Here is an 18982-nt window from a genome sequence, read left to right as displayed (position 1 = left end):
AATGTCTTGTGCTCTTCTCATGAATTATATAAGTTTGACAGACAATGCTGGGGAATTATGCGATATTCGCATATGATTCTTATCGCTTTCATAGGATATCGCATTTTACAAGCTTGCTGTAACATAATAATGTAGCGCTTGTTGAGCCCTACCTCGGGAGTATGCTAAGATAATGGACACCTATTTCTACAAAATCCTATAACAAATCAACCGCACAGAAAGGACACTATGAATCCTTCAGCACTGTCATCGAAATTGCAACAGATCGTTCCGCAGCTGGATCTGCGAAGCTGCCTTGTCAGCGTACGCGGTGAGATCATGTTCGAACACTACCGCAACCAAGAGGCTGCGACTGATATTGCAAAAATCAATTCATGTACCAAGAGTGTGCTGTCCGCGCTCATCTGTATAGCGATGGATAAAGGCTTGTTGCCAGAGGCATCAGCACCAATCTCCACTTTTTTTCCACAGTTGACATCCGATCCTGATCCGCGCAAACCAGCGATCACGCTGGAACAACTGCTTACCATGACAGCCGGATTCAACTGGGACGAGTTCGGCGGGCAGAATTCATTCCCTCGCATGACCCGCACCAATCATTGGGTGGATTTTGCATTGGAGCAACGCTTAAGTCATGAACCGGGTACATACATGGAATACAATTCAGGAGTATCACAGATCCTATCCGCCATCCTGATGCAAAATGCAGGTATGAACGTAGCCGAGTTCGCAGAGCGTTATCTTTTTGACCCGCTCGGAATTAAGCATTACGAATGGGAAAGCGACCCTCAAGGTGTACATACTGGCGGATTCGGTCTCAAGATGTTACCCGTAGATCTGCTCAAATTCGGTCAGCTGTTTCTACAGCAAGGTATGTGGGAGGGTAAGTCTCTCATTTCAAGTGATCTCGTATCCCGTTCGACGCAGCCTTTCATTACAGTCACTCCACCAAATCACGGCAGTTATGCTTGGCATTGGTGGGTGGATGTCTATCCGAACGAAAGGTCTGACTCCGAAAATATTGCTGCTGAAGACGACAAACCCAATCTCCATTATTATTACGCGCGAGGATTTGGTGGTCAGTATGTATATATTGTCCCAGAGTTCGAACTTGTTACGGTGTTAACCAATGACAAACGAAAGAAAGAGAAACCTCCGCTGGATGTTTTCCCTCGATTAATCGCCCCTGAGCTGTGGAAAATGTTATAAACGCAGGCAGTCCTTCTATCCTGTTCGACCAATGAACCCTCAACCTTATGTAGGCATAACTAGCCCATAGGCTGAGGGTTTATTTGTCATGCCAAAGCTTCTTCTACGGCAATTGTTATTGGATACGGACCAGACTCTTGATTAGAGACCACAACCAGTTTTAGATCATAGTCCGGATACACGGAAGACATGAACGAAACCCCTGGATCGAACCCCATGACATGAAATTTGAAAATGTCTTCCTCCTTGCGGTCAATCCAGATACCCTGCCCATAATACTCTTCATCCTCTTGATGAGCATGTGGAGTTAATAACTGCCGTGTCGTCTCTTCATTCAACAATTGGTGACCCAGCAAAGCACCCCAAAATCGAATCATATCCGGTGCCGTAACATAGGCTCCACCGTCCGATCCACCTTTGACAGGAATGGAGAACATATTAGTATTCCAAGAGCCATCTTCATGATCGATATACCCTAAAGCTGTGTTACGCGGGAGCTGATCTGTTAAAAATAACCGGAGTTCTTCATGCCACATGGTTTGAAAATGAACTCTTCCACATAATCTGTAAACGACAATCCTGAATGTTGTTCCACGATAAGCCCCAGCACAATGAAACCCGCATTGTTGTAATGAAAACGTTCACCCGGAGCAAACTTCATTGGCAGATGCTGAAACATGGGCAGAAAGTCACTTAATCGCCGCATCGCGTAGACGGGTCTGTCTTTCCATAATTCTGAAAAGTCATCCATCACTTCTTCATCGAAATAATCCGGAATGCCTGACGTGTGTGTTAACAACTGCTGGATGGTGATCCCTTTGTCCCACAGTGGAAACTCCACATCCAACACATCCGTAAGCTTGGAGTCCGCAGACAACTTGCCTGCTTCAATTAGTTGGCATACACTCACTGCAGTGAAGATCTTACACCCTGATGCAATTCCAAAGCGTGTGTCCACCTGATTGGCAAGTTCTTCGCTGCGATTAGCATAACCACGTTTCATATTCAAAAGGGTTTTCCCGGCTTGTTGGAGTAATACAACACCCGAAAAATTCACGCGTTCCATGACTTCTTCTACTTTTGTTGTCAGCTCTACTGCATTCAACATTTTGTTGTTCACCTCTTGTCTATGTGTTCATTACATTCTCATTCTTAATTCTTCGTCATATCCTGCATACCTTTCAAATTTTCATAAAAAGAAGGATTACTCCCTTATAAAAGGAAATAACCCTTCTTCATACAACGTATGATTAAGTTTGACAAAGCATGCTCAAATGCTGTTCAATCACTCATGAATTAGCGCAACGCTTGCAGGTCCGTCTCGGGACTTCCTGCACTCTTCTTCGTTTCGCGGGGAGACCTCGTATTGATCAGATAATACAATGTGGCATAGATTGTAGTGATAAACGTGCCAAAAAACAGGCAAAACGCCAGAGACGGACGGCTTACACTCTCGTGCATCAGTTCAATCAGCGTCTCGCGATTTGTCAGTGCATCCCAGCTATTCAGTCGATATACACGTCCAAGCAATACTCCGTAACTTCCCAAAGCACAACCTACCAGTACAAAGATCCAGGATGCCCAGCGTCCAATTCGGTGATAGATCACTTCCTGAAGCTGATACATCGACAGGAATCCAAGCAGAAGTCCAGTCCAGACAAACATTAATAGAACACTTAAGTCGTACCAATACGTGTAGTCGACCCCGTTCCCACCATAATACCGGGAACTTCTCGCTGTCAGATGAACCAGATCCGTAACAATGTAAGAAGAGTTCGGGAAAAATAACAACCACAGCAGACCACTTGCGACTGCAAGCCATGCAGCACCTTTCCATTTCACATCACTTAGAACATAGGCTGCATAAGAGAACACAAAAGGAATCCAGCCCAAGAACAGATTCCAGATCAGGAAGCGGAAATAACGCTGATCCAGCCAATCTGCGGCTACATAGTACAACCCAAGTGTTACTATTGTGACCACACTAAGGAAAATAAATATGTGAATATAATTCAGTTTTCTCAATGATTCTGACCTCACTTGGTAAAATTCAATTAGTTTCGAAAATAGCGGATGATTTCTTCCTTATTCTTTTCAACACGCAAATTCAATCCACGTTTATCCTTTAATCCATACTGCTGCAATTCATGGCCTGGATCAAGCACCAACGGTTTAGTCGCCACATCAACCAGCAAGTCCATCGTCAGTTGATAGGTTTCCCGTAACTTGTCCATCGGCAGAGAAGATTCATACCGTTTGATCAGCTCAATCAGACGTTCAGCATACACGAGACGAACCATACTGTCCGCACTTTTCAATTGTCTCGAAGCAAATGCTGTAATTTCCTTAATTATACTTGGTTCTGTCCGATGTTTGGCAATCAACGCAAGTTCATCCACCGCATCCCAATTCATGATAGACAGCTCGGAACTTAATTGTTGAATTCGCTCTCCTATCCATTGTTCCTCTAACTCTTCGGGTACGTCCCATCGCTTATAGTCGGCATACACGCCTTCTCGATGTATCTGTATAGCGCTCCCGTAATGTTTGACGAACAACTCCTTTGCTACACCCCAATCGGTCTCTTCCATCTTTAACCACCACCATGCCTATTCCTATTTGTGCTTACGCTTTTATCCATACACATTACATAAAATTACTACTTTCCAAGCATACTAGAATCATACCATTTACCAAAGGAGAATCAAATTTACAATGAATCCAAATTCCATGAACCCTCAGAATGCAGTACAACCCACATTGAACACCAATCCAAATGTCACCCCTAACATGAATCATGGCGGCCATGAGATGTTCGACGTGCATGAGATTCTGTCCTCCACCATTAACGTGCTGGATCAATACATGATCTTTCGTACATTTGTGCAGAGCCAGGAACTGATTGGCATTCTGGACCGGCAGTACAACTTCATATTATCCCAGTACAATCTGACAGCAGAGTGTTTTGCATCCGGACAGAAGCCTCATCAAGAGACAGCTACCTATATGATCCCCAACATGGTACCACCGGTATATGGCCTTAAGCCATCAGCACCGAAAAAACCAAACCAGAGCTTGGCCGATGTAAAGGATGCCGGGATTAGCGGTCATATGCTGGGACTGATCAAGTCACATGCGAGTCTGCTCGGCATGTCCTGTAGCGAGATCACAAATGGAACGGTTCGCCGAGTCATCGCTTCTCAGATCCAGCATTTTATCGAGATGGCCTATGAAATTTTCATGTTCCAGAATAAAAACGCCTATTACCAAGTACCTCAACTCACCCCAAGTGATACACAACAGATGCTTCAGGCATACATTCCAGCAACCGGAGCACCTCAGATGCCTAATAGTAATAAACCACTTCATTAATTAGAAAATAAAGTCCGCTTCCCCCAGAACAGTCTCTTTAACCCTTTCGGGTTTTAGGGGCTGTTCTTTCATTATTTGTAATCATTTTCCTACTGAAGACACTTGATTCGCTTACCAGAAACTGGTTTAATCAAAGACAGAACTTACATATTCAACATACAGATCATACATATAAAATACGGTAAAATGCGGTTATAAGATAATTCACACGGCTTTTCTTCATTATGAGGAGGTATACAAATGAGATGGAAGCAACCTGCTAAACTTGGTTTACTGGCTATGGCTCTCGGCTGTACTGCCATTGGCGCAATAATCACACCTTCAACAACACTGGCTGCACCTGTCCCCGCTTCCAAAGCGGTGTATCATCAATTCCAAACCTATCGAACAGAAGCAGTGAAGTCCACAGAAAGTCTGGTTAAAGCGCGTAAATACCTGATGAATCATATCAATAAAGTCGGCCCTTGGCAGGCAACACTAATGACGCTGCAATTGGAGAACATGCAGAACGTGAAGCTGGCTGATGTGGATTACCAAATGTATACGGAACATTTTCAACAGGCCATATCTCAAGCCCATGAACAACTTGGTTACGAACAGAAGCTTACATATGGTCGTCTGCTCAAAGAAATTAAAGATCCGACAGTGAAGAAGCTTCTGCAGGAAGCATCAGATCTCGGGTTCAAACTGGAAACCAGTGAAGGCTTGTATTACCCCATCATCAATTATGAGATATATCAAAAGTTCAAACCTTTTGTTAAGGCTGATATTGCTGCGTACATTGATATTATGGCTACCGAGTCCAACCAAATGACAACTTCAGATGGGGGCATTATCATCTCTTGGAACGAATTAATTCAGCGTGCATTGGAGAAAGAAGCCTTTTTGAACAACTTCCCGAATTCCAATCGCACATCAGCAGTGAAGCAAGGGTTATTTGTGGATTATCTGTTTTACGGAAGTGACAACACACCTGCTTATGATTGGTACACGGACGAAGAAATCCGCACCATGGACCCTGTGGTGAAACAGGCTTACGAGAAAGCTTTGGCTTACCGGGAGCCCGATACGCAGAGTGTTCTTCTGGACACTATGGAAAAGATTTTACTGGTTCTCAATCAGAACAATGATGAGCTTACACCTGAAGTCAGAGCAATCATTGAACCTGTTCAACAACAATTTGCCCGTGAATAATCGGATGCTGAATCGCAAAATGTGAATGCCAAAAAAGCGGCAATCCTCGTGACAGAGGTTGCCGCTTTTAAATTTACATATCAAGTCCTTACGTTTGGATCAAAGAGTTGAAGTGTCTATTGATGTAAGTTTGTTCGGATTTACAACGAGATACACGCCCTCAATCCGCTCTCCGGAAGTGTCCAACTCCAAACAGAGTACCTCGGACAACTGCCCTTCTTTCATCAACGCGAGTTGAAGTTCGCCATTGATGCACATCGGTACCCATTCTCTTTCACGCAATCGCGTAAGGACTCGCCGTGAGGTCAAGAGTGCAAGCACACCCTTGTGAACGTTCATTGTTCTCATAACCGTATGCACAACGCCACCGCCATCTGATGTAAATACAGGCTGATCTGCCAGTAACTCGAGCATGGCAGAGACGTCATAACGAAGGAAAGCCGTTGTAAAACGGCTCAGCAATTCACCTTTGGCTATCATATCCGCATCACTCTGCTCGATCGGTGGAAGTCTTTCCGGCAGATTTCGTCTGGCGCGGCTAAAGATTTGACGGCAGTTACTCTCCGTTTTGCCCAGCCAATCCGCTATTTCGGAATAATCATATCGGAACGCTTCACGAAGGACAAAAACAGCCCGTTCCATGGGCGATAGACGCTCCAACATGACCAGATAGGCGTAGGAGATCAGCTCTTTTTTCTCCATCGTTTCCTCTGGCATGTTCGCCTCTTCACTGTCACCCATCGGCTCTGGCAGCCACTCACCAACATAACTTTCCCGCTGATTACGGGCGGAATTTAGCAGATTCAAACTTCGGTTCACAATTAATCTGGCGATGTAGGACTTGGGATTACGAATATCCTGAGCAGACGTGCTCTGAATCCCCGCAAAGCAATCCTGCACAATATCTTCAGCTTCTACCACACTGCCCAACATGCGGTAAGCTATTGAAAATGCATATTTTTTATAACGAATATACAACTCACCAACATCCAGAGAAGACACATCTGGCTCATTGGCGTGGAGATTGGAATTCATAAGAATGGCCCCCTCTGGCATGGTGCGTGTATTTTAGTTAAAGCAACCCGGATACATCCCAGTTGTGATCGCAATCCGGTTCCAGTTATTAATCGTGTTAATGGCCAGGATCAGATCCACCAGTTCGGATTCACTGAAATGTTCACGAACCTTATCGTACAACGCAAGTGGTACACCGTGTTCCGAGATTCGGGTCACCGCTTCAGCCAGCTCCAGCATAACACGTTCTTGATCCGTGAAGAAAGCCACTTCACGCCACACACTCAGCAATAAAATATGATCCGCATAATCTCCCAGTTTCATCAGATCTTTGGCATGCATATCGAGACAAAAGGCGCAGCCATTAATCTGGGACACGCGGATTTTCAACAACTCGTATAACACTTTATTCTCAAATTGCCCGGATATATATTGCTCCATCGCCATCATCGCTTTAAATGCGCCTGGACTCGCTACTCTGTAGTTCGTTCTTAAATTCATTTCTCATTCGCCTCCGTCATTTGGTTTACATACTGTAGACAAATGACCGCCGGGATCTGTGACATTCTTTGCGAAAATCTTTTTATGCCCACAAGAATGATTGCTCAACTAACGGATATTCACACTGCAAATTCTAAACAGTAAACCTCCATAAAGCCATCAATCAGTAAAAGAAATAACATACTGAATGTCTGTCCTCATTCTATAAAATTAACATCTAACGTAAGAAAAATCCGCGTTTTCCCGTATTCATGTACGGTTTTTGCTGTACCGTTTGTGATTTCAACCAAAAGTAGGTTGGATATATTGATACTTTGACCAAAAGAGTAGTAACATACGGCTAATCAAGTTAACTTTTCTGACATTAAAAAGAGAATCGTTTATCCATATCAGCAAGGAGTGTTTCCTATGATAACTTCCAATGCAAACCGTAATGTGACGTCCGAATTACCTAGAGGGTGTACGTTCACCGCTGAAGACTGGCATGTATTATCCCAATATTGGTACCCGGTAGCCCAAGCAACCGAAGTAACAGACAAACCCCTGGCTGCTCAATTACTCGATGTGAAGCTGGTTCTCTACCGCAGTAATGATCAGGTTGTGGTAGCCAAGGATCTTTGTTTTCACCGCGGGGCTCCACTTAGTAAAGGCTGGGTAGAAAATGGCGAGATTGTCTGCCCTTATCATGGTTTCCGTTATAATTGTGAAGGAAAATGTACCGTAGTTCCTGCGCACCCAAGCTCCAAGATCTCGCCTAAGCTCAAACTCATTGTGTACCCGGCAGTCGAACGTTATGGCTTAATATGGACCACTTTGGCAGGAACAGAAGAACAAATCCCCTCCTTCCCTGGATGGGATGATCCCGATTATATCAATATTTTGCCACCCAACTTTGACATTGCTGGTTCCTCTGGACGACAAATGGAGGGATTCCTGGATGTATCCCATTTTGCCTATGTGCATACGGAAACGTTTGGTGACCGAAACAACACAGAAGTCCCCCAATACAAAGTGAAACGCGAAGGTAATGAGTTACTGGCCGAGTATTGGAGTACGGTGAGTAACTATGGAAAAGGGCAAGATCTTGTTGCACCTGAAGGTTTCCAATGGTTGCGCGAGTTTCGGGTGTTCCCACCTTTTGCGGCTTCTCTGACGGTACATTTCCCAGGAGACGACAAGCTGAACATTCTGAATTGTGCTTCCCCGATCTCTGCCCGTTATACACGTTTATTCTGTCCAATCACACGCAACTTTGACAAAGACGCTCCGATTGAAGACACAATCAAGTTCAACTTACAGGTATTTGAAGAAGACCGCGAGATGGTCGAGTCACAGAAGCCGGAGGATCTGCCCCTTGATCTGCATGCCGAAGCCCATATTCCCGCAGACCGTACTTCGATTGCTTATCGTCAATTGTTAACGGAGCTTGGCTTGGGACGAAATTACACATCGTAAATTAAATCATATATAAGTTCAACTAATGAATATATTTACACTGGCACTCCGATGGCAGAATAACTTTACGATCGCTGTTATCCCCAGATTTTTTTATTCCATTTTTCATAGGAAAATCCGGTGATAGCGTATGCTTCCGATGTAGCTTTCTTTTAGAAAGCTTTTAGGCGAACGCTCCGCTTCTTCAAGTTATTTCTGCCCTCTCCGTTATCGTGTAAATGTTTAGTTGAACATATATAGGTGTTCTTCAACCTCAGGCAAGCTATCGATGATGGATGTCAGCGCCTATAAAGTCTTGAAGTACCATCCTGCGGTCTCTGGGGAATGGGTAGAAAAATTTCTTATGAACTCAGGACATCTTATTTGTCCTCTAGGTCCTCATTTAAAATTGTAAGGAACTCCAGACATGTTATTTCCCAAAATCCCCCGATAAAAACATGTCAAACGGCTGTTTCTTCTGATATAACGTGTCTCAGATTCTTTAGATTTCTGAGCACGCCTCAAATCCTTGATTAAGACGCTTACGATTCGTTACCATGCTCCGGACACGTTCAGGTATGCATCAGCTTTCAGCAGGTTTGAAGACACCTTTAATCAACAAAAGAAGCGTTCCTTTGCGGACGCTTCTTTTGTTATACCTAATTTAACTGAAATACTTATGTGTATTAGATAAACCTCGCCTCAGGAACGTCATCTTTCCTCTTGATTATTCGTATTCACAGGAAGCTCTCTATAATACGGACAGCCCGGCTCATGAATAATACGTGGATCAACCCAAGTGCCCCAATACGGAAGACGGTTCACGTAAGGTTGCATGTTTGGTTGGTTGTTTGGCTGTGTGTTGGGCTGCATGTTTGGTTGCATGTTTGGCTGTACATTGGGTTGTACATTAGGCATTACGTAAGGCTGATGATTCTCATTTGGAACACTGTTAGAGGCAGGAGCAGTTGAAGGCTGGCAATCTGCCGGCGGGCCAATAATCACTGTTTTTTGAATGGGAGCCAGCGCTTCTTGAACTTTTTTCTCATCCAGACAGTACGTATAAGCCAAAAGTTTTGCAGGTGTAAGACGTAAGGTGTCTGAGCCAAATATCGCCTCAGGAACAGGAGCATCAAAAACTGCCAGTAAGTGTGTATGATCTGCAGTAGCCACTTCATAGTGCCACCAGCCTTGAGGAACGTTAGCCACCTGCCCCGGAGTAATCGGGAAATGAAGAAGCTCGTTGGTAAACGGATTGATGAGGGAAACAACTGCCGCACCGTTGATGCAGTATACCAACTCCGTTGCATTCTGATGCGTATGTGGTTCAACCACATTGCCCGTGTTGAGGAAAATATCCAGTAAAGAAACATTGCCCAGTGTGTTTAACTGCTTGATGGAAAGAGCGTTAATATAGTTGTTCTCATCCTTCTTGAATAACGGGTTATTGCTCAAATCGTAAGTAAATTCGGTGGTTGGTAAAGTGTAATCCATGTATGAGGTTGCCAAAATAAAACGCCTGCCCTTCGCTCTCGGTTTAGGTCATAACCTATATGCCAGCTTATGCCCAGCGCCCAGATACGTGAGCCCATTTCCGCCAAGTTATTAACGAGTAGACAATGAGCCCTGACTCGGACATCCCGAGCAGGGCCCTATTTATTACATGTTCTTTTTCATTTCCCAGACTTCTTCCCAATGGGTACCAAATGGAATATTCATTAAGTCTACATACTCCAGCCAGTGCATTCTTGTGACAACATCCGGAGTTCCCTCAATCAGTGCATTTGTCACCAGTAAAGCACGCAGATTCTTAAGTTTTTCCAACTCTGGAGGGAGTTCACGTATACCAGAATATACTATCTCCAGATACTTCAGCTCACTTAATTCACCAATCTCAGGCGGGATACAATTTAATCCCAACTCAGTTTGTGGTTTGGGCCTCCAACCAGGTGCAGATTCAAAAGGGCTGCCACAATAAATTCTTAACTCTTGAAGTTGCTTCAGTTTCCCGATCTCTGCCGGAATACGTTCCAGATCCAGCGTTGTAATGACCAATCTTTCCAATGAAGTAAGTTCAAACAGACCTGCAGGGAGTGAGTATAGATTCTGCTCAAAAATCGTCAACTCCTTCAAGTGTTTCAACTCCCGAATTCGTTCGGGAAGCTCACTTAAACCATGTAAGCTGATATCCAGCTTATCGGTCTGATGCCTGATCGCATCGTCCAGAAGATGATCAATTTCCTTATGACGGTCCAATTCAAAGAACAACCCTGGAATCCGCTCCATAAGTTCACTCGCTTCTTTGTATGTAATCCTCATGCCGTACATATGCTCATGGGCCACAGAGAAAAAATAATCATTTCCGTCTTCTGTCATAAAGCAAAGATCGTCCGGCAATGACGGATAACACCAATCATGAAAACGATTGGCTTCTTCTTTGAGCACTTGACCCGATTCCGGCGTACAGCGATATGTATAATAGGTGCCTTCGGAATAATAGGCTCCGCTTTTCAGCATCATCTCTTCCATCGTAGCACGTTCCACAAGATAGGGCTTCAATCTCTCTAACACACGAGCTACTTCCGGTATCTCATTCTCTTCGTACCTTTGTCTGTCAACCAGCATAAAACGATCTGCCTTCTCGATCAATTCGTCAATCAACAGTTCATAGGCAGTTCCTCTTGGATCAGTGTGAAAAGCTACGGCTACCATATGTTCCCCCTCATTACTCATTATTCATTATTCATTAATCTTCAATCTGCTGTATCATCTGAAACCACTGTGGCATAGGCTGATATCATCAATCCAGTCATTGGAGGCTTATTACATGGCATACGGCCCTGGTTCAGTTTCATCCCCGCAATCTGCGGGTTATCCTTACCCTTATTATCCGCCACCCCCACCGTATCCTTACCCTTATCCCTATCCATACCCGCCCATCGTTCCTGTTCCACTACCATATCCGATCGGTGGTCCTTGGTGGCATGGTGGCTATCCCGGCGGTGGTCACCCCGGTGGACACCCTGGTCATTTCCCAGGAGGTGGCTATCCCGGTGGACCTCACGGAGGTGGCTATCCAGGCGGACCTCATGGAGGCGGTCCGGGTGGTCCCGGTGGACACGGAGGACCTCCAGGCGGAGGATTTCACGGACATCGTTTCTTCCAGTGGTAATCATTAGACTCATTCAAAATACTTGTTCAGATAAAGGAGCTGCTTCGGCAGCTTCTTTATTATTGAAGGAATTGTCTAATCGTGTAGGATTTTAATAGGTGATCTCATCCATCATCTTCAGATTACGGTTCGACATGCTGAGGAGATCCGTGAAGGTAGGTGTAAGGTAATAAACAAAGTCCGGATCGTGCACGTACATAATAACCTGCCCATACGTGCCTTCCGCCGTTGGATCAAAATCGAGCATCAGATACAGTGAACCTCCCGCGATTGTTGCAAAAGGAATCCATGGTTTATGGAAAAGGTATGGTTTGATCTCCGGGTCCAGCTGGCTGATCTCTTCGGCAGAATAATACTCTTCAAGCTTCTCATCCACTTCACAGAAGTATTGTTTGGTCTCTCGAATCTCTTCCAATGACATCAGATAAAAGGGTGTACATCTGCCCGTCTCGGCATCACCCGAGTACAGCACATGCAACCCGTAGCCACTGCCGTCTTTCCTTTGGTAAAAGGCACGAAAATCGCCAGGCAGCCGGACGCCATACTCCTTTTCGAATAGATCCAGACTTTCCTCGGATGCACCTTCCCGCTGTTGATATTCTTCAAACAATTGTCGAATCTCTTGATCCTGTATTTTCTCATCTAACAAGCGATTTAGCTCGTCCATTAGCACGTATAATGTTACATTCGGCTCCAATCTCACCACACCTCCCCTATCTCAGTTCTTCTCTTCTTGTAGATATTGATGATATTCCCAAAACGCCTCTTCCTCTCCGCCACCTTCAATCAGAATCATGACTGCGTAAGATAACAAATTAAGCCATTGTTCCATCAACGCCACCTGTTCGTCCGAAATGAGATTGTTGCTGCGAAGCATACCATCAGTTTCAACGGCCCAGGCGCGTGCCATATGAGTAATTCCCCATAGACATGCCATGACTTCCCGATCCAGTGAAGGCCGTGCAAGTTCTGGTGCCAGAACTTGCAATATCTCCATCAACTCATGAAAATTCTCCTCAATCAAATGTCCACGAAAAGGCCGCAGACTGCGAAGAAAACCGTTCTCCATCTTGGGATGACTCAGATCCTCATAGGAAAAAGCATGACATTTTAATAACATTACTGCCTCTTCACGTTCCATTCCTTCACCCCTATACAGGTTGTCATGCTGCCTCACCAGCGCAGAGGTTCTTCTCCACGCCACAACACATACCGCTCCAGCTCACGAAGGGTACCCGTGCCGATCCCGTACTCGTCCATCTTTTTCGAACGGAGATCGAGCACATGCAGCATGCCACCATATGTGCCAACTGCAAGTTTGGATCGCTCTGGTGATACGGCGAGAGAATAAATCGTACTACCCACAAAATGGCGCCATACTTCCTCACCCTTGTCATTCACACAATACAGATAACCGTATGCATCTCCAAGCACCATGCCCGCCTCTATTTCCACTGCTGCATACACACGTGCATTCTCATCCATCACTGGCCAATCTTCCTTCGTTTCGTTGCCTGCAATTGATTTCAGCTGGACCTGTATCGTGACCCCGTTATAGAAATGACATGCGTTAAACCAGACGGTCTGGTTATCACTGGTGAATGCTGCATAATGAGGGTAGCTCGATTCTGGATAGAGAGAGTATGTCTTGCTCAGCCGACGGTCCATCACCATATGATTGCTTCCTTGGCTGCCATAGGCAATCCATCTACCATCCCGAGATACCGCTGCATGCCCCATATCTATCTGTGTATCCTCTAGCTCATATTCTTCGATCTCTGCCAGATCCGGATGAAGTAAGGTCAATTGATCTTGCGTTACAAGATATATCCCGTATCGTGAATGTATGAGTAGTGCTCTGCCTTCATCCATAGGTATTATTCCTTCAAGTGTCCGTTCGGGATGCTCACAGTCCGCAAGTGATTCAATCCGAGGTAATGCCGACTGTATCCGGGCTTGAATATCTTCCCATCGAAATGTCGCTATCTCCTGTCCTTCCAACTTGCGATCTGGCTGACGAATGACACGAATCCCTTCCGGTCCTGCAAGCGTATAGTCCAATCCGTCTGATGAGCAACCTGCAAAAGTATATGGCGAGATCAACTGCCATCCGTGCTGATCCATCGTATATATCTGACTATTCTCCGTGAAAATCCCCGTATTACATACAATCGTTTCCTCGTTCAGATAACCTACAACTTTGACCGCTTGCATGGAAGCCTGAAACGCCTCGTTCAATGGCCACGTCGCTGCGGGCAGCTCACGTCGGAGCATCTCCAAGTCACCGTGGAGATTGGCCTGTCTCACCATCTGGAATACTTCAGTACTCATTCCGCTTCTGGAGTCTCCCTCCAGCTCGGATTCATCCGGTTGCTCTCCCTGCATACTTCTCCGGACAAATGCATTGACATCCCTTGCATAACGCTTGCCTTCATTGCGCCATTGTTCCGCAATGTCTTCCTTTAACCAACTCATTGGTATCCCTCCACTCTGCCCCTATTCATATGCAGTACAATGATGTGCCTGCAAGAACAAACTGATTTCGTTATCCGTCGCCTCCTCCGCACCATTCTTTTCTTCATAGAACAGGGCAACTTCTCTCCCAGTTGCATAGTTAAATCGTAAATATCCTCCCATCGACACCATGAACATCTTGCACATGTACTCATTCTCCAACACAGCATCCCACTTAAATTCTGTTTTGCATGTATCGGCGAGTTCCTTCATGGAGCTTCCCTGTTCCGTCCCTGAAAAATGGTAAAACGTATGTTTCCGCAGCTCATTCCACGGCTCAAAGTAAAGTGGCGTTATTGGTTTATCCTGATGGTAATACCCACAATAGATCCGGTCCAGCGTTTCGCCAAATTCAGTCTCCGAGCATGTCCATAAGGTGATATTTTCATCATGACGCGGTAGCCACAACAGCCCCTCAACTTCCGGATGAACAGCAAGGAAATCTCCATCTACAGAACTGCCGATGGAGATGCACTGTTCAAGTTGATGCTGACTTATAGGCGAATCATCCGTATGTATCCAAAAATCATATTCAACAAAAGGCTTCAACACTTCTGGGTCCGGTCTCTGCACATTCATCCACCCCGTATATGTACCTTCCCCGTAGTGCTCAATCCAGGTGCGGTATGATAAAGGTAGCGAGATGCCGTGCTGTTGTTCAAAGTGATCCAGTTCCTCTGTTGGAACCGGCTTAAGTACACGGGATACAATATACATTAGTCGACATCTCCCATCTCAGTTTGGTTCAATCGTTTTCAGAATCTAAGCCAGTTCTTCCTGTACAATTTCAGTCCATACCCCTTTACGATTCAGAATGCGAATGGCAAAAGCATCATATCCATCACGCTTGACCTGATCAAAATGCATGCGCTCTCCCGTGATCAGTTCATATGCACCATTTTTATCTACATCTTCGGCAAACTCTTCATCCCAAGGCACATTGTAGTAGGCCGTCAACTCTACTTCAAAAATGTCCTCTCCTTCAACATCCAGATAAGGACGAAGGGGTCTGTCATGTAGTGCTTTTTCCGAATAGGTCTCACATAACATGGCATCATATCCATGCTTGGCGGTATCAATGAGCAGATAGCGCTCACCCGTGACCGTATGCTCCGCATATACAAGGAGCGGTGTCGAATCATGCCAGGTAATCAGATCATCTTCCGTTAAGTCACCATAATAAAAAATATGGAATTTATCATGACCATCACTCGTTTGAAGTTTGCCTTTCCACTCCACTTCATCGGATTTAATGTCCGCTTCCTTCCTAATTAATCCTTCCAGATAAGCAGGTCCGTGTTGGACACCATACTCATTCATCATCTCGCCTCCGATTTGTTCATTCGAATGGTCACCACTTTGTGTTCCTCATCTACCGTCAGTTTCACATCGATATTCAGCTTGTCACGGAATAGCGCCGTAATATTGATATACGGATCGCGGGCAGCTTCGCTACTACCACCACTGTTACGACTCATTCCCTGATGAATAATGGATTGTACGAGCTGTTTATCTCCCTTGCCAGTGTTATCGTAGGAGTAGATCACCTGCCCATCCTGATCATACAGATTCAAAACGGTTCTAAAATCATTGGCGTTCTCGTACTTTTTCTCGGTGTGCACATAGGCGTGGTCCGTGTGTTCATAGTTTACAGTACCAGCCAGATACGGATTGTCCCCACCGGGCTTCACTTCATACTCCTGATATGCCAGATTAAAAAGGTATTGGATATGACTCACATCGATCCGGTAATAAAACTGACGGTTATCCTCTTCTTTATCCATCGCTGCATAACTGTTAATAAGCGGCCAGGCTCCGTAGGACTTGCCATTAACATCAACGGCGAGAGCATAGTCAGATAAGACTGTCTCTTTTTGAAATACACCAAATGTCTGTAAAATAAAATAAGCCGGAATCATCAACATTCCCAGAATGATTGCAAAAATAGTCAATTTCACGCGTAGTTTCATATCTTCTCTCCTTGCAGCTTTAACGTTTTATCTTCCCTTTCAGTCTTATCCAGTCTTGTGCTGAAGCTTCGACAGTGTACGAACAACCACATCCCTGTTCTTCGCATCCTTGATATAAGCCGGAATACTATGTGAAGCCGTTCGTATAGGCATATTTCCGTATTTTACACGCAGATCTGCGGAGACATAAGCGATGAGATAATTCAGATGCTCCCGATTCATAGAACCACAATGCGGACATTCCACATGCGTCGATCGGTGAGACGTCTTCTTCTCGTCTGTGACTTCCACGTTAAACCAACGTTCACATACAGCGCAATTCCCCTTGGCTTTATATTGATATACTGGTTCTTCAAAAGCTTGAGCGTAACATTCGTAACACTTCCATCCCAGTTGACCATTCCGTTGATCAATAGATGCGTGTCCACCGCAATTTGGACATTTCACATCAATCCGCTCTCCCCGTCGAAGAACCGAATAGAAACTATACTTATACGCACCTTCATCTTCGAAACGTTTCATCCTGTATCCACCTTTCTTCTGAAACTATGACACACACCGCGTCAAAATACTCAACATTTACCAATCCATCTCTCTAAAATTATATGAAACTCCGTTCCTCAGCACAAGAATTGAAGACAGATTGTTGGAAATGCCTCTAATACGACATACCCAAGTGTGTGCCTCATCACACCCGTCCCCACCTCAATAACGTAATCTATAACTAAATAACTACTGAAATGAAAGAAAACCTGCTTTTTAGATTGTGAAAAACATCACTTGAGTAAAGGTTGTGCAACTATGTTCTCCTTACTGAATGTATATAAATGGTCACTCGTATTCGCTATATTCACAGCAACTCTCTCTCACTGTAGTTCAACCGATACAGTTAAACCTGTTCACCACGATGAAGTCTCCTCCTCCTCCTCCTCTGCGATCAGTCAACCCCCGGTGGACCCGATCATTCGCAGAGAAGGTACTACGGTATATATTGAAATGACGGCCCAGGTTACAGATGTCGAAATCTCCGAAGGAGTGATATACAACGCTTGGACATTTAATGGTACCGTTCCCGGACCCGTCCTACGAGTGACCGAGGGAGATACCTTGGTGTTCACGTTAAAAAATAAAGATTCCAGCCTGCCTCACTCCATGGATTTTCACGCTGTACATGCTGCTCCCAGCAGCAAGTTTATTGATGTTATGCCAGGCGAGGAAGGCACGTTCACCTATCCAACCTCCTCACCCGGTGTATTCATGTATCACTGTGGAACCAAACCGGTCCTTGCCCATATCGCAAACGGGATGTACGGCATGATTATTGTGGAACCCAAAGCAGGATACCCTTCCGCTCACTTGATTGATCGTGAGTATACCCTTGTTCAGAGTGAATGGTATAAAGAGCATGATTATGAAGCTTTTTTGAACGGGGAACCGGATTATGTCGTATTTAACGGCAATGACTATGGATTAGTAAAACATCCTCTGTTAGCCAAAGTAGGAGATACGGTGCGAATCTATGTCAGTAATGCCGGACCCAATGAAGTCTCATCCTTCCACGTTGTGGGTACCATTATGGACCGTGTGTATACCGATGGGAATCCACGCAACATCCAGTATGGAATACAGACGGTTATGCTTCCCGCAAGTGGTGGAGCTGTCGTAGAGTTCACCGTGACCGAAGAAGGTGATTATGCGATTGTAACCCATCAGTTCAACCATGTAGCCAAAGGCGCTGCCGCTGTTCTGCGTGTGACCAAGGATGGTACGGATCATGGTGGACCCGCGATGTCTCACTGAGACATGACAATAGATAATGGCTATACCTATCCTGAACAATTCGAGGTGATTAAACGATGATCTGTACACACGAAGCGAAGGATGCCTGTTTCTCCAAAGTATCTCTGTTCCAGCATCTTGATCCATCCGAAGCTGCCTTGTTGATCTCCCTTCTGCATACCCGCAAATATAACAGAGGCGAAGTTGTTGTCCAGGAGGGCGAACGCTCCGATACGCTTTATGTGGTTCATCAGGGATGTGTGAAGTTATCCAAATACAATGAAAATGGCAAGGAACATATTATCCGGTTTCTGTTTCCCGGAGATTTCTTCGGACAAGATTCCCTGTTACACCAAAAACCACATGCCGCGAACGCCGAAGTTCTGGAGCCTTCAGCCATCTGCTCTATCAGCAAGCATGACTTTGACCAATTACTTGAACATGATCCGAAGCTTGCTTATCATTTCCTGCTTGCCATTTCCAAGCTGCTCCGTGAAACCGATGAATGGAACAGCTCGCTCAGTGCGATGACAACCGAACAGAAGATTGCCAAGTTGCTTTTGTATTTTCATACCCGAAATCATGCAAAACATGAGATCCGCTTGCCTGTTTTCAAAAAAGATATGGCTCTGCTGCTCGGGATTACACCCGAAACACTAAGTCGCAAACTTACTATGATGCAAACTCAGGGACTGCTTCAGGTTACAGGGAACTGTATCCTTATTCTGCAATTGGAGCAGCTTAGGGAAAAAATTGAACCGCCTGCCCGAATTCAATAAATTAGGTAAGGAAAATTGCGAATGCGGAAGAAGCTGTTTTGGCA

General features: G+C 45.0%; 20 protein-coding genes and 1 pseudogene. 7 read left to right on the top strand and 14 right to left on the bottom strand.

Annotation, left to right across the window (positions count from 1 at the left end):
- Positions 1-228 precede the first annotated feature (228 nt).
- Positions 229-1209 (top strand): serine hydrolase domain-containing protein, encoded by a 981-nt coding sequence (locus ACDJ59_RS07415; protein ID WP_413408135.1) that lies wholly within the window; start codon positions 229-231, stop codon positions 1207-1209.
- Between the two features lie 86 nt (positions 1210-1295).
- On the opposite strand, the pseudogene ACDJ59_RS07410 reads toward ACDJ59_RS07415, so the two are convergent.
- From ACDJ59_RS07410 to ACDJ59_RS07400, 3 genes and pseudogenes are all read right to left on the bottom strand, one after another.
- Positions 1296-2317: pseudogene (locus ACDJ59_RS07410) on the bottom strand (serine hydrolase domain-containing protein).
- Between the two features lie 188 nt (positions 2318-2505).
- Complete coding sequence (locus ACDJ59_RS07405) at positions 2506-3192, bottom strand: DUF1361 domain-containing protein (RefSeq protein WP_413408133.1); 687 nt, start codon at positions 3190-3192, stop codon at positions 2506-2508.
- A 71-nt stretch (positions 3193-3263) separates the two neighbouring features.
- Positions 3264-3800, bottom strand: coding sequence for a hypothetical protein (locus tag ACDJ59_RS07400; RefSeq protein WP_413408132.1), 537 nt, complete (start codon positions 3798-3800; stop codon positions 3264-3266).
- Positions 3801-3939: 139 nt separating this feature from the next.
- On the opposite strand from ACDJ59_RS07400, the gene ACDJ59_RS07395 reads away from it, so the two are divergent.
- Positions 3940-4581: a spore coat protein gene (locus ACDJ59_RS07395; RefSeq protein WP_413409741.1), complete on the top strand. Its 642-nt coding sequence runs from the start codon at positions 3940-3942 to the stop codon at positions 4579-4581.
- 240 nt (positions 4582-4821) lie between these two features.
- Entirely contained in the window at positions 4822-5775 is a 954-nt protein-coding gene (locus tag ACDJ59_RS07390) for a hypothetical protein (RefSeq protein ID WP_413408131.1), read from the top strand.
- Between the two features lie 99 nt (positions 5776-5874).
- Here the strand turns inward: ACDJ59_RS07390 and ACDJ59_RS07385 are convergent, their stop codons facing one another.
- Together ACDJ59_RS07385 and ACDJ59_RS07380 are read right to left on the bottom strand one after the other, a co-directional pair.
- Positions 5875-6810, bottom strand: coding sequence for a sigma-70 family RNA polymerase sigma factor (locus ACDJ59_RS07385; RefSeq protein ID WP_413408129.1), 936 nt, complete (start codon positions 6808-6810; stop codon positions 5875-5877).
- Positions 6811-6843: 33 nt separating this feature from the next.
- Positions 6844-7290: a carboxymuconolactone decarboxylase family protein gene (locus ACDJ59_RS07380; protein ID WP_017687833.1), complete on the bottom strand. Its 447-nt coding sequence runs from the start codon at positions 7288-7290 to the stop codon at positions 6844-6846.
- A 408-nt stretch (positions 7291-7698) separates the two neighbouring features.
- On the opposite strand from ACDJ59_RS07380, the gene ACDJ59_RS07375 reads away from it, so the two are divergent.
- On the top strand, positions 7699-8745 hold the full coding sequence (locus tag ACDJ59_RS07375) for a Rieske 2Fe-2S domain-containing protein (RefSeq protein WP_413408126.1): 1047 nt from the start codon (positions 7699-7701) through the stop codon (positions 8743-8745).
- Positions 8746-9435: 690 nt separating this feature from the next.
- On the opposite strand, the gene ACDJ59_RS07370 is transcribed toward ACDJ59_RS07375, so the two are convergent.
- Entirely contained in the window at positions 9436-10218 is a 783-nt protein-coding gene (locus ACDJ59_RS07370) for a cupin domain-containing protein (protein ID WP_413408125.1), read from the bottom strand.
- Between the two features lie 165 nt (positions 10219-10383).
- Complete coding sequence (locus ACDJ59_RS07365) at positions 10384-11457, bottom strand: leucine-rich repeat domain-containing protein (RefSeq protein WP_413408123.1); 1074 nt, start codon at positions 11455-11457, stop codon at positions 10384-10386.
- A gap of 94 nt (positions 11458-11551) precedes the next feature.
- Between ACDJ59_RS07365 and ACDJ59_RS07360 the strand changes: the two genes are divergently transcribed.
- Positions 11552-11896 (top strand): hypothetical protein, encoded by a 345-nt coding sequence (locus ACDJ59_RS07360; RefSeq protein ID WP_413408122.1) that lies wholly within the window; start codon positions 11552-11554, stop codon positions 11894-11896.
- A 91-nt stretch (positions 11897-11987) separates the two neighbouring features.
- Here the strand turns inward: ACDJ59_RS07360 and ACDJ59_RS07355 are convergent, their stop codons facing one another.
- The 7 genes from ACDJ59_RS07355 to ACDJ59_RS07325 are packed head-to-tail and all read right to left on the bottom strand — an operon-like array spanning position 11988 to position 16902.
- Entirely contained in the window at positions 11988-12563 is a 576-nt protein-coding gene (locus tag ACDJ59_RS07355; RefSeq protein WP_413408121.1) for an SMI1/KNR4 family protein, read from the bottom strand.
- Positions 12564-12614: 51 nt separating this feature from the next.
- Positions 12615-13037, bottom strand: a complete 423-nt coding sequence (locus ACDJ59_RS07350; RefSeq protein ID WP_413408119.1) for a hypothetical protein — start codon at positions 13035-13037, stop codon at positions 12615-12617.
- Positions 13038-13069: 32 nt separating this feature from the next.
- Positions 13070-14371 carry a hypothetical protein gene (locus tag ACDJ59_RS07345; RefSeq protein WP_413408118.1) on the bottom strand — a complete coding sequence of 434 codons (1302 nt, stop codon included), beginning with the start codon at positions 14369-14371 and terminating at the stop codon, positions 13070-13072.
- Between the two features lie 21 nt (positions 14372-14392).
- Positions 14393-15127 carry an SMI1/KNR4 family protein gene (locus tag ACDJ59_RS07340; protein WP_413408117.1) on the bottom strand — a complete coding sequence of 245 codons (735 nt, stop codon included), beginning with the start codon at positions 15125-15127 and terminating at the stop codon, positions 14393-14395.
- Between the two features lie 45 nt (positions 15128-15172).
- Positions 15173-15733, bottom strand: coding sequence for a hypothetical protein (locus ACDJ59_RS07335; protein ID WP_413408115.1), 561 nt, complete (start codon positions 15731-15733; stop codon positions 15173-15175).
- Entirely contained in the window at positions 15730-16380 is a 651-nt protein-coding gene (locus tag ACDJ59_RS07330; RefSeq protein WP_413408113.1) for a hypothetical protein, read from the bottom strand. Before ACDJ59_RS07330 ends, ACDJ59_RS07335 begins: the two co-directional genes overlap by 4 nt.
- A 45-nt stretch (positions 16381-16425) precedes the next feature.
- Positions 16426-16902 carry a hypothetical protein gene (locus ACDJ59_RS07325; protein WP_413408112.1) on the bottom strand — a complete coding sequence of 159 codons (477 nt, stop codon included), beginning with the start codon at positions 16900-16902 and terminating at the stop codon, positions 16426-16428.
- A gap of 279 nt (positions 16903-17181) precedes the next feature.
- Between ACDJ59_RS07325 and ACDJ59_RS07320 the strand changes: the two genes are divergently transcribed.
- Positions 17182-18180, top strand: a complete 999-nt coding sequence (locus tag ACDJ59_RS07320; protein WP_413408110.1) for a multicopper oxidase domain-containing protein — start codon at positions 17182-17184, stop codon at positions 18178-18180.
- Positions 18181-18236: 56 nt separating this feature from the next.
- Positions 18237-18938 carry a Crp/Fnr family transcriptional regulator gene (locus tag ACDJ59_RS07315; RefSeq protein WP_413408109.1) on the top strand — a complete coding sequence of 234 codons (702 nt, stop codon included), beginning with the start codon at positions 18237-18239 and terminating at the stop codon, positions 18936-18938.
- The last annotated feature ends 44 nt before the right edge of the window (positions 18939-18982 follow it).

The sequence above is a fragment of the Paenibacillus amylolyticus genome, assembly GCF_047302515.1.
Taxonomy (GTDB): domain Bacteria; phylum Bacillota; class Bacilli; order Paenibacillales; family Paenibacillaceae; genus Paenibacillus; species Paenibacillus amylolyticus_G.
The sequence above is the reverse complement of the archived record's forward strand: the minus strand, read 5'-3'. Positions and strand labels throughout refer to the sequence as shown.

What these genes read in the sequence shown, in the direction of transcription:
- ACDJ59_RS07415 (WP_413408135.1), top strand. Translation starts at nt 229, where the DNA reads ATGAATCCTTCAGCACTGTCATCGAAATTGCAACAGATCGTTCCGCAG.
- ACDJ59_RS07400 (WP_413408132.1), bottom strand. Translation starts at nt 3,800, where the DNA reads ATGGAAGAGACCGATTGGGGTGTAGCAAAGGAGTTGTTCGTCAAACAT.
- ACDJ59_RS07395 (WP_413409741.1), top strand. Translation starts at nt 3,940, where the DNA reads ATGAACCCTCAGAATGCAGTACAACCCACATTGAACACCAATCCAAAT.
- ACDJ59_RS07390 (WP_413408131.1), top strand. Translation starts at nt 4,822, where the DNA reads ATGAGATGGAAGCAACCTGCTAAACTTGGTTTACTGGCTATGGCTCTC.
- ACDJ59_RS07385 (WP_413408129.1), bottom strand. Translation starts at nt 6,810, where the DNA reads ATGAATTCCAATCTCCACGCCAATGAGCCAGATGTGTCTTCTCTGGAT.
- ACDJ59_RS07380 (WP_017687833.1), bottom strand. Translation starts at nt 7,290, where the DNA reads ATGAATTTAAGAACGAACTACAGAGTAGCGAGTCCAGGCGCATTTAAA.
- ACDJ59_RS07375 (WP_413408126.1), top strand. Translation starts at nt 7,699, where the DNA reads ATGATAACTTCCAATGCAAACCGTAATGTGACGTCCGAATTACCTAGA.
- ACDJ59_RS07370 (WP_413408125.1), bottom strand. Translation starts at nt 10,218, where the DNA reads ATGGATTACACTTTACCAACCACCGAATTTACTTACGATTTGAGCAAT.
- ACDJ59_RS07365 (WP_413408123.1), bottom strand. Translation starts at nt 11,457, where the DNA reads ATGAGTAATGAGGGGGAACATATGGTAGCCGTAGCTTTTCACACTGAT.
- ACDJ59_RS07360 (WP_413408122.1), top strand. Translation starts at nt 11,552, where the DNA reads ATGGCATACGGCCCTGGTTCAGTTTCATCCCCGCAATCTGCGGGTTAT.
- ACDJ59_RS07355 (WP_413408121.1), bottom strand. Translation starts at nt 12,563, where the DNA reads ATGGACGAGCTAAATCGCTTGTTAGATGAGAAAATACAGGATCAAGAG.
- ACDJ59_RS07350 (WP_413408119.1), bottom strand. Translation starts at nt 13,037, where the DNA reads ATGGAACGTGAAGAGGCAGTAATGTTATTAAAATGTCATGCTTTTTCC.
- ACDJ59_RS07345 (WP_413408118.1), bottom strand. Translation starts at nt 14,371, where the DNA reads ATGAGTTGGTTAAAGGAAGACATTGCGGAACAATGGCGCAATGAAGGC.
- ACDJ59_RS07340 (WP_413408117.1), bottom strand. Translation starts at nt 15,127, where the DNA reads ATGTATATTGTATCCCGTGTACTTAAGCCGGTTCCAACAGAGGAACTG.
- ACDJ59_RS07335 (WP_413408115.1), bottom strand. Translation starts at nt 15,733, where the DNA reads ATGATGAATGAGTATGGTGTCCAACACGGACCTGCTTATCTGGAAGGA.
- ACDJ59_RS07330 (WP_413408113.1), bottom strand. Translation starts at nt 16,380, where the DNA reads ATGAAACTACGCGTGAAATTGACTATTTTTGCAATCATTCTGGGAATG.
- ACDJ59_RS07325 (WP_413408112.1), bottom strand. Translation starts at nt 16,902, where the DNA reads ATGAAACGTTTCGAAGATGAAGGTGCGTATAAGTATAGTTTCTATTCG.
- ACDJ59_RS07320 (WP_413408110.1), top strand. Translation starts at nt 17,182, where the DNA reads ATGTTCTCCTTACTGAATGTATATAAATGGTCACTCGTATTCGCTATA.
- ACDJ59_RS07315 (WP_413408109.1), top strand. Translation starts at nt 18,237, where the DNA reads ATGATCTGTACACACGAAGCGAAGGATGCCTGTTTCTCCAAAGTATCT.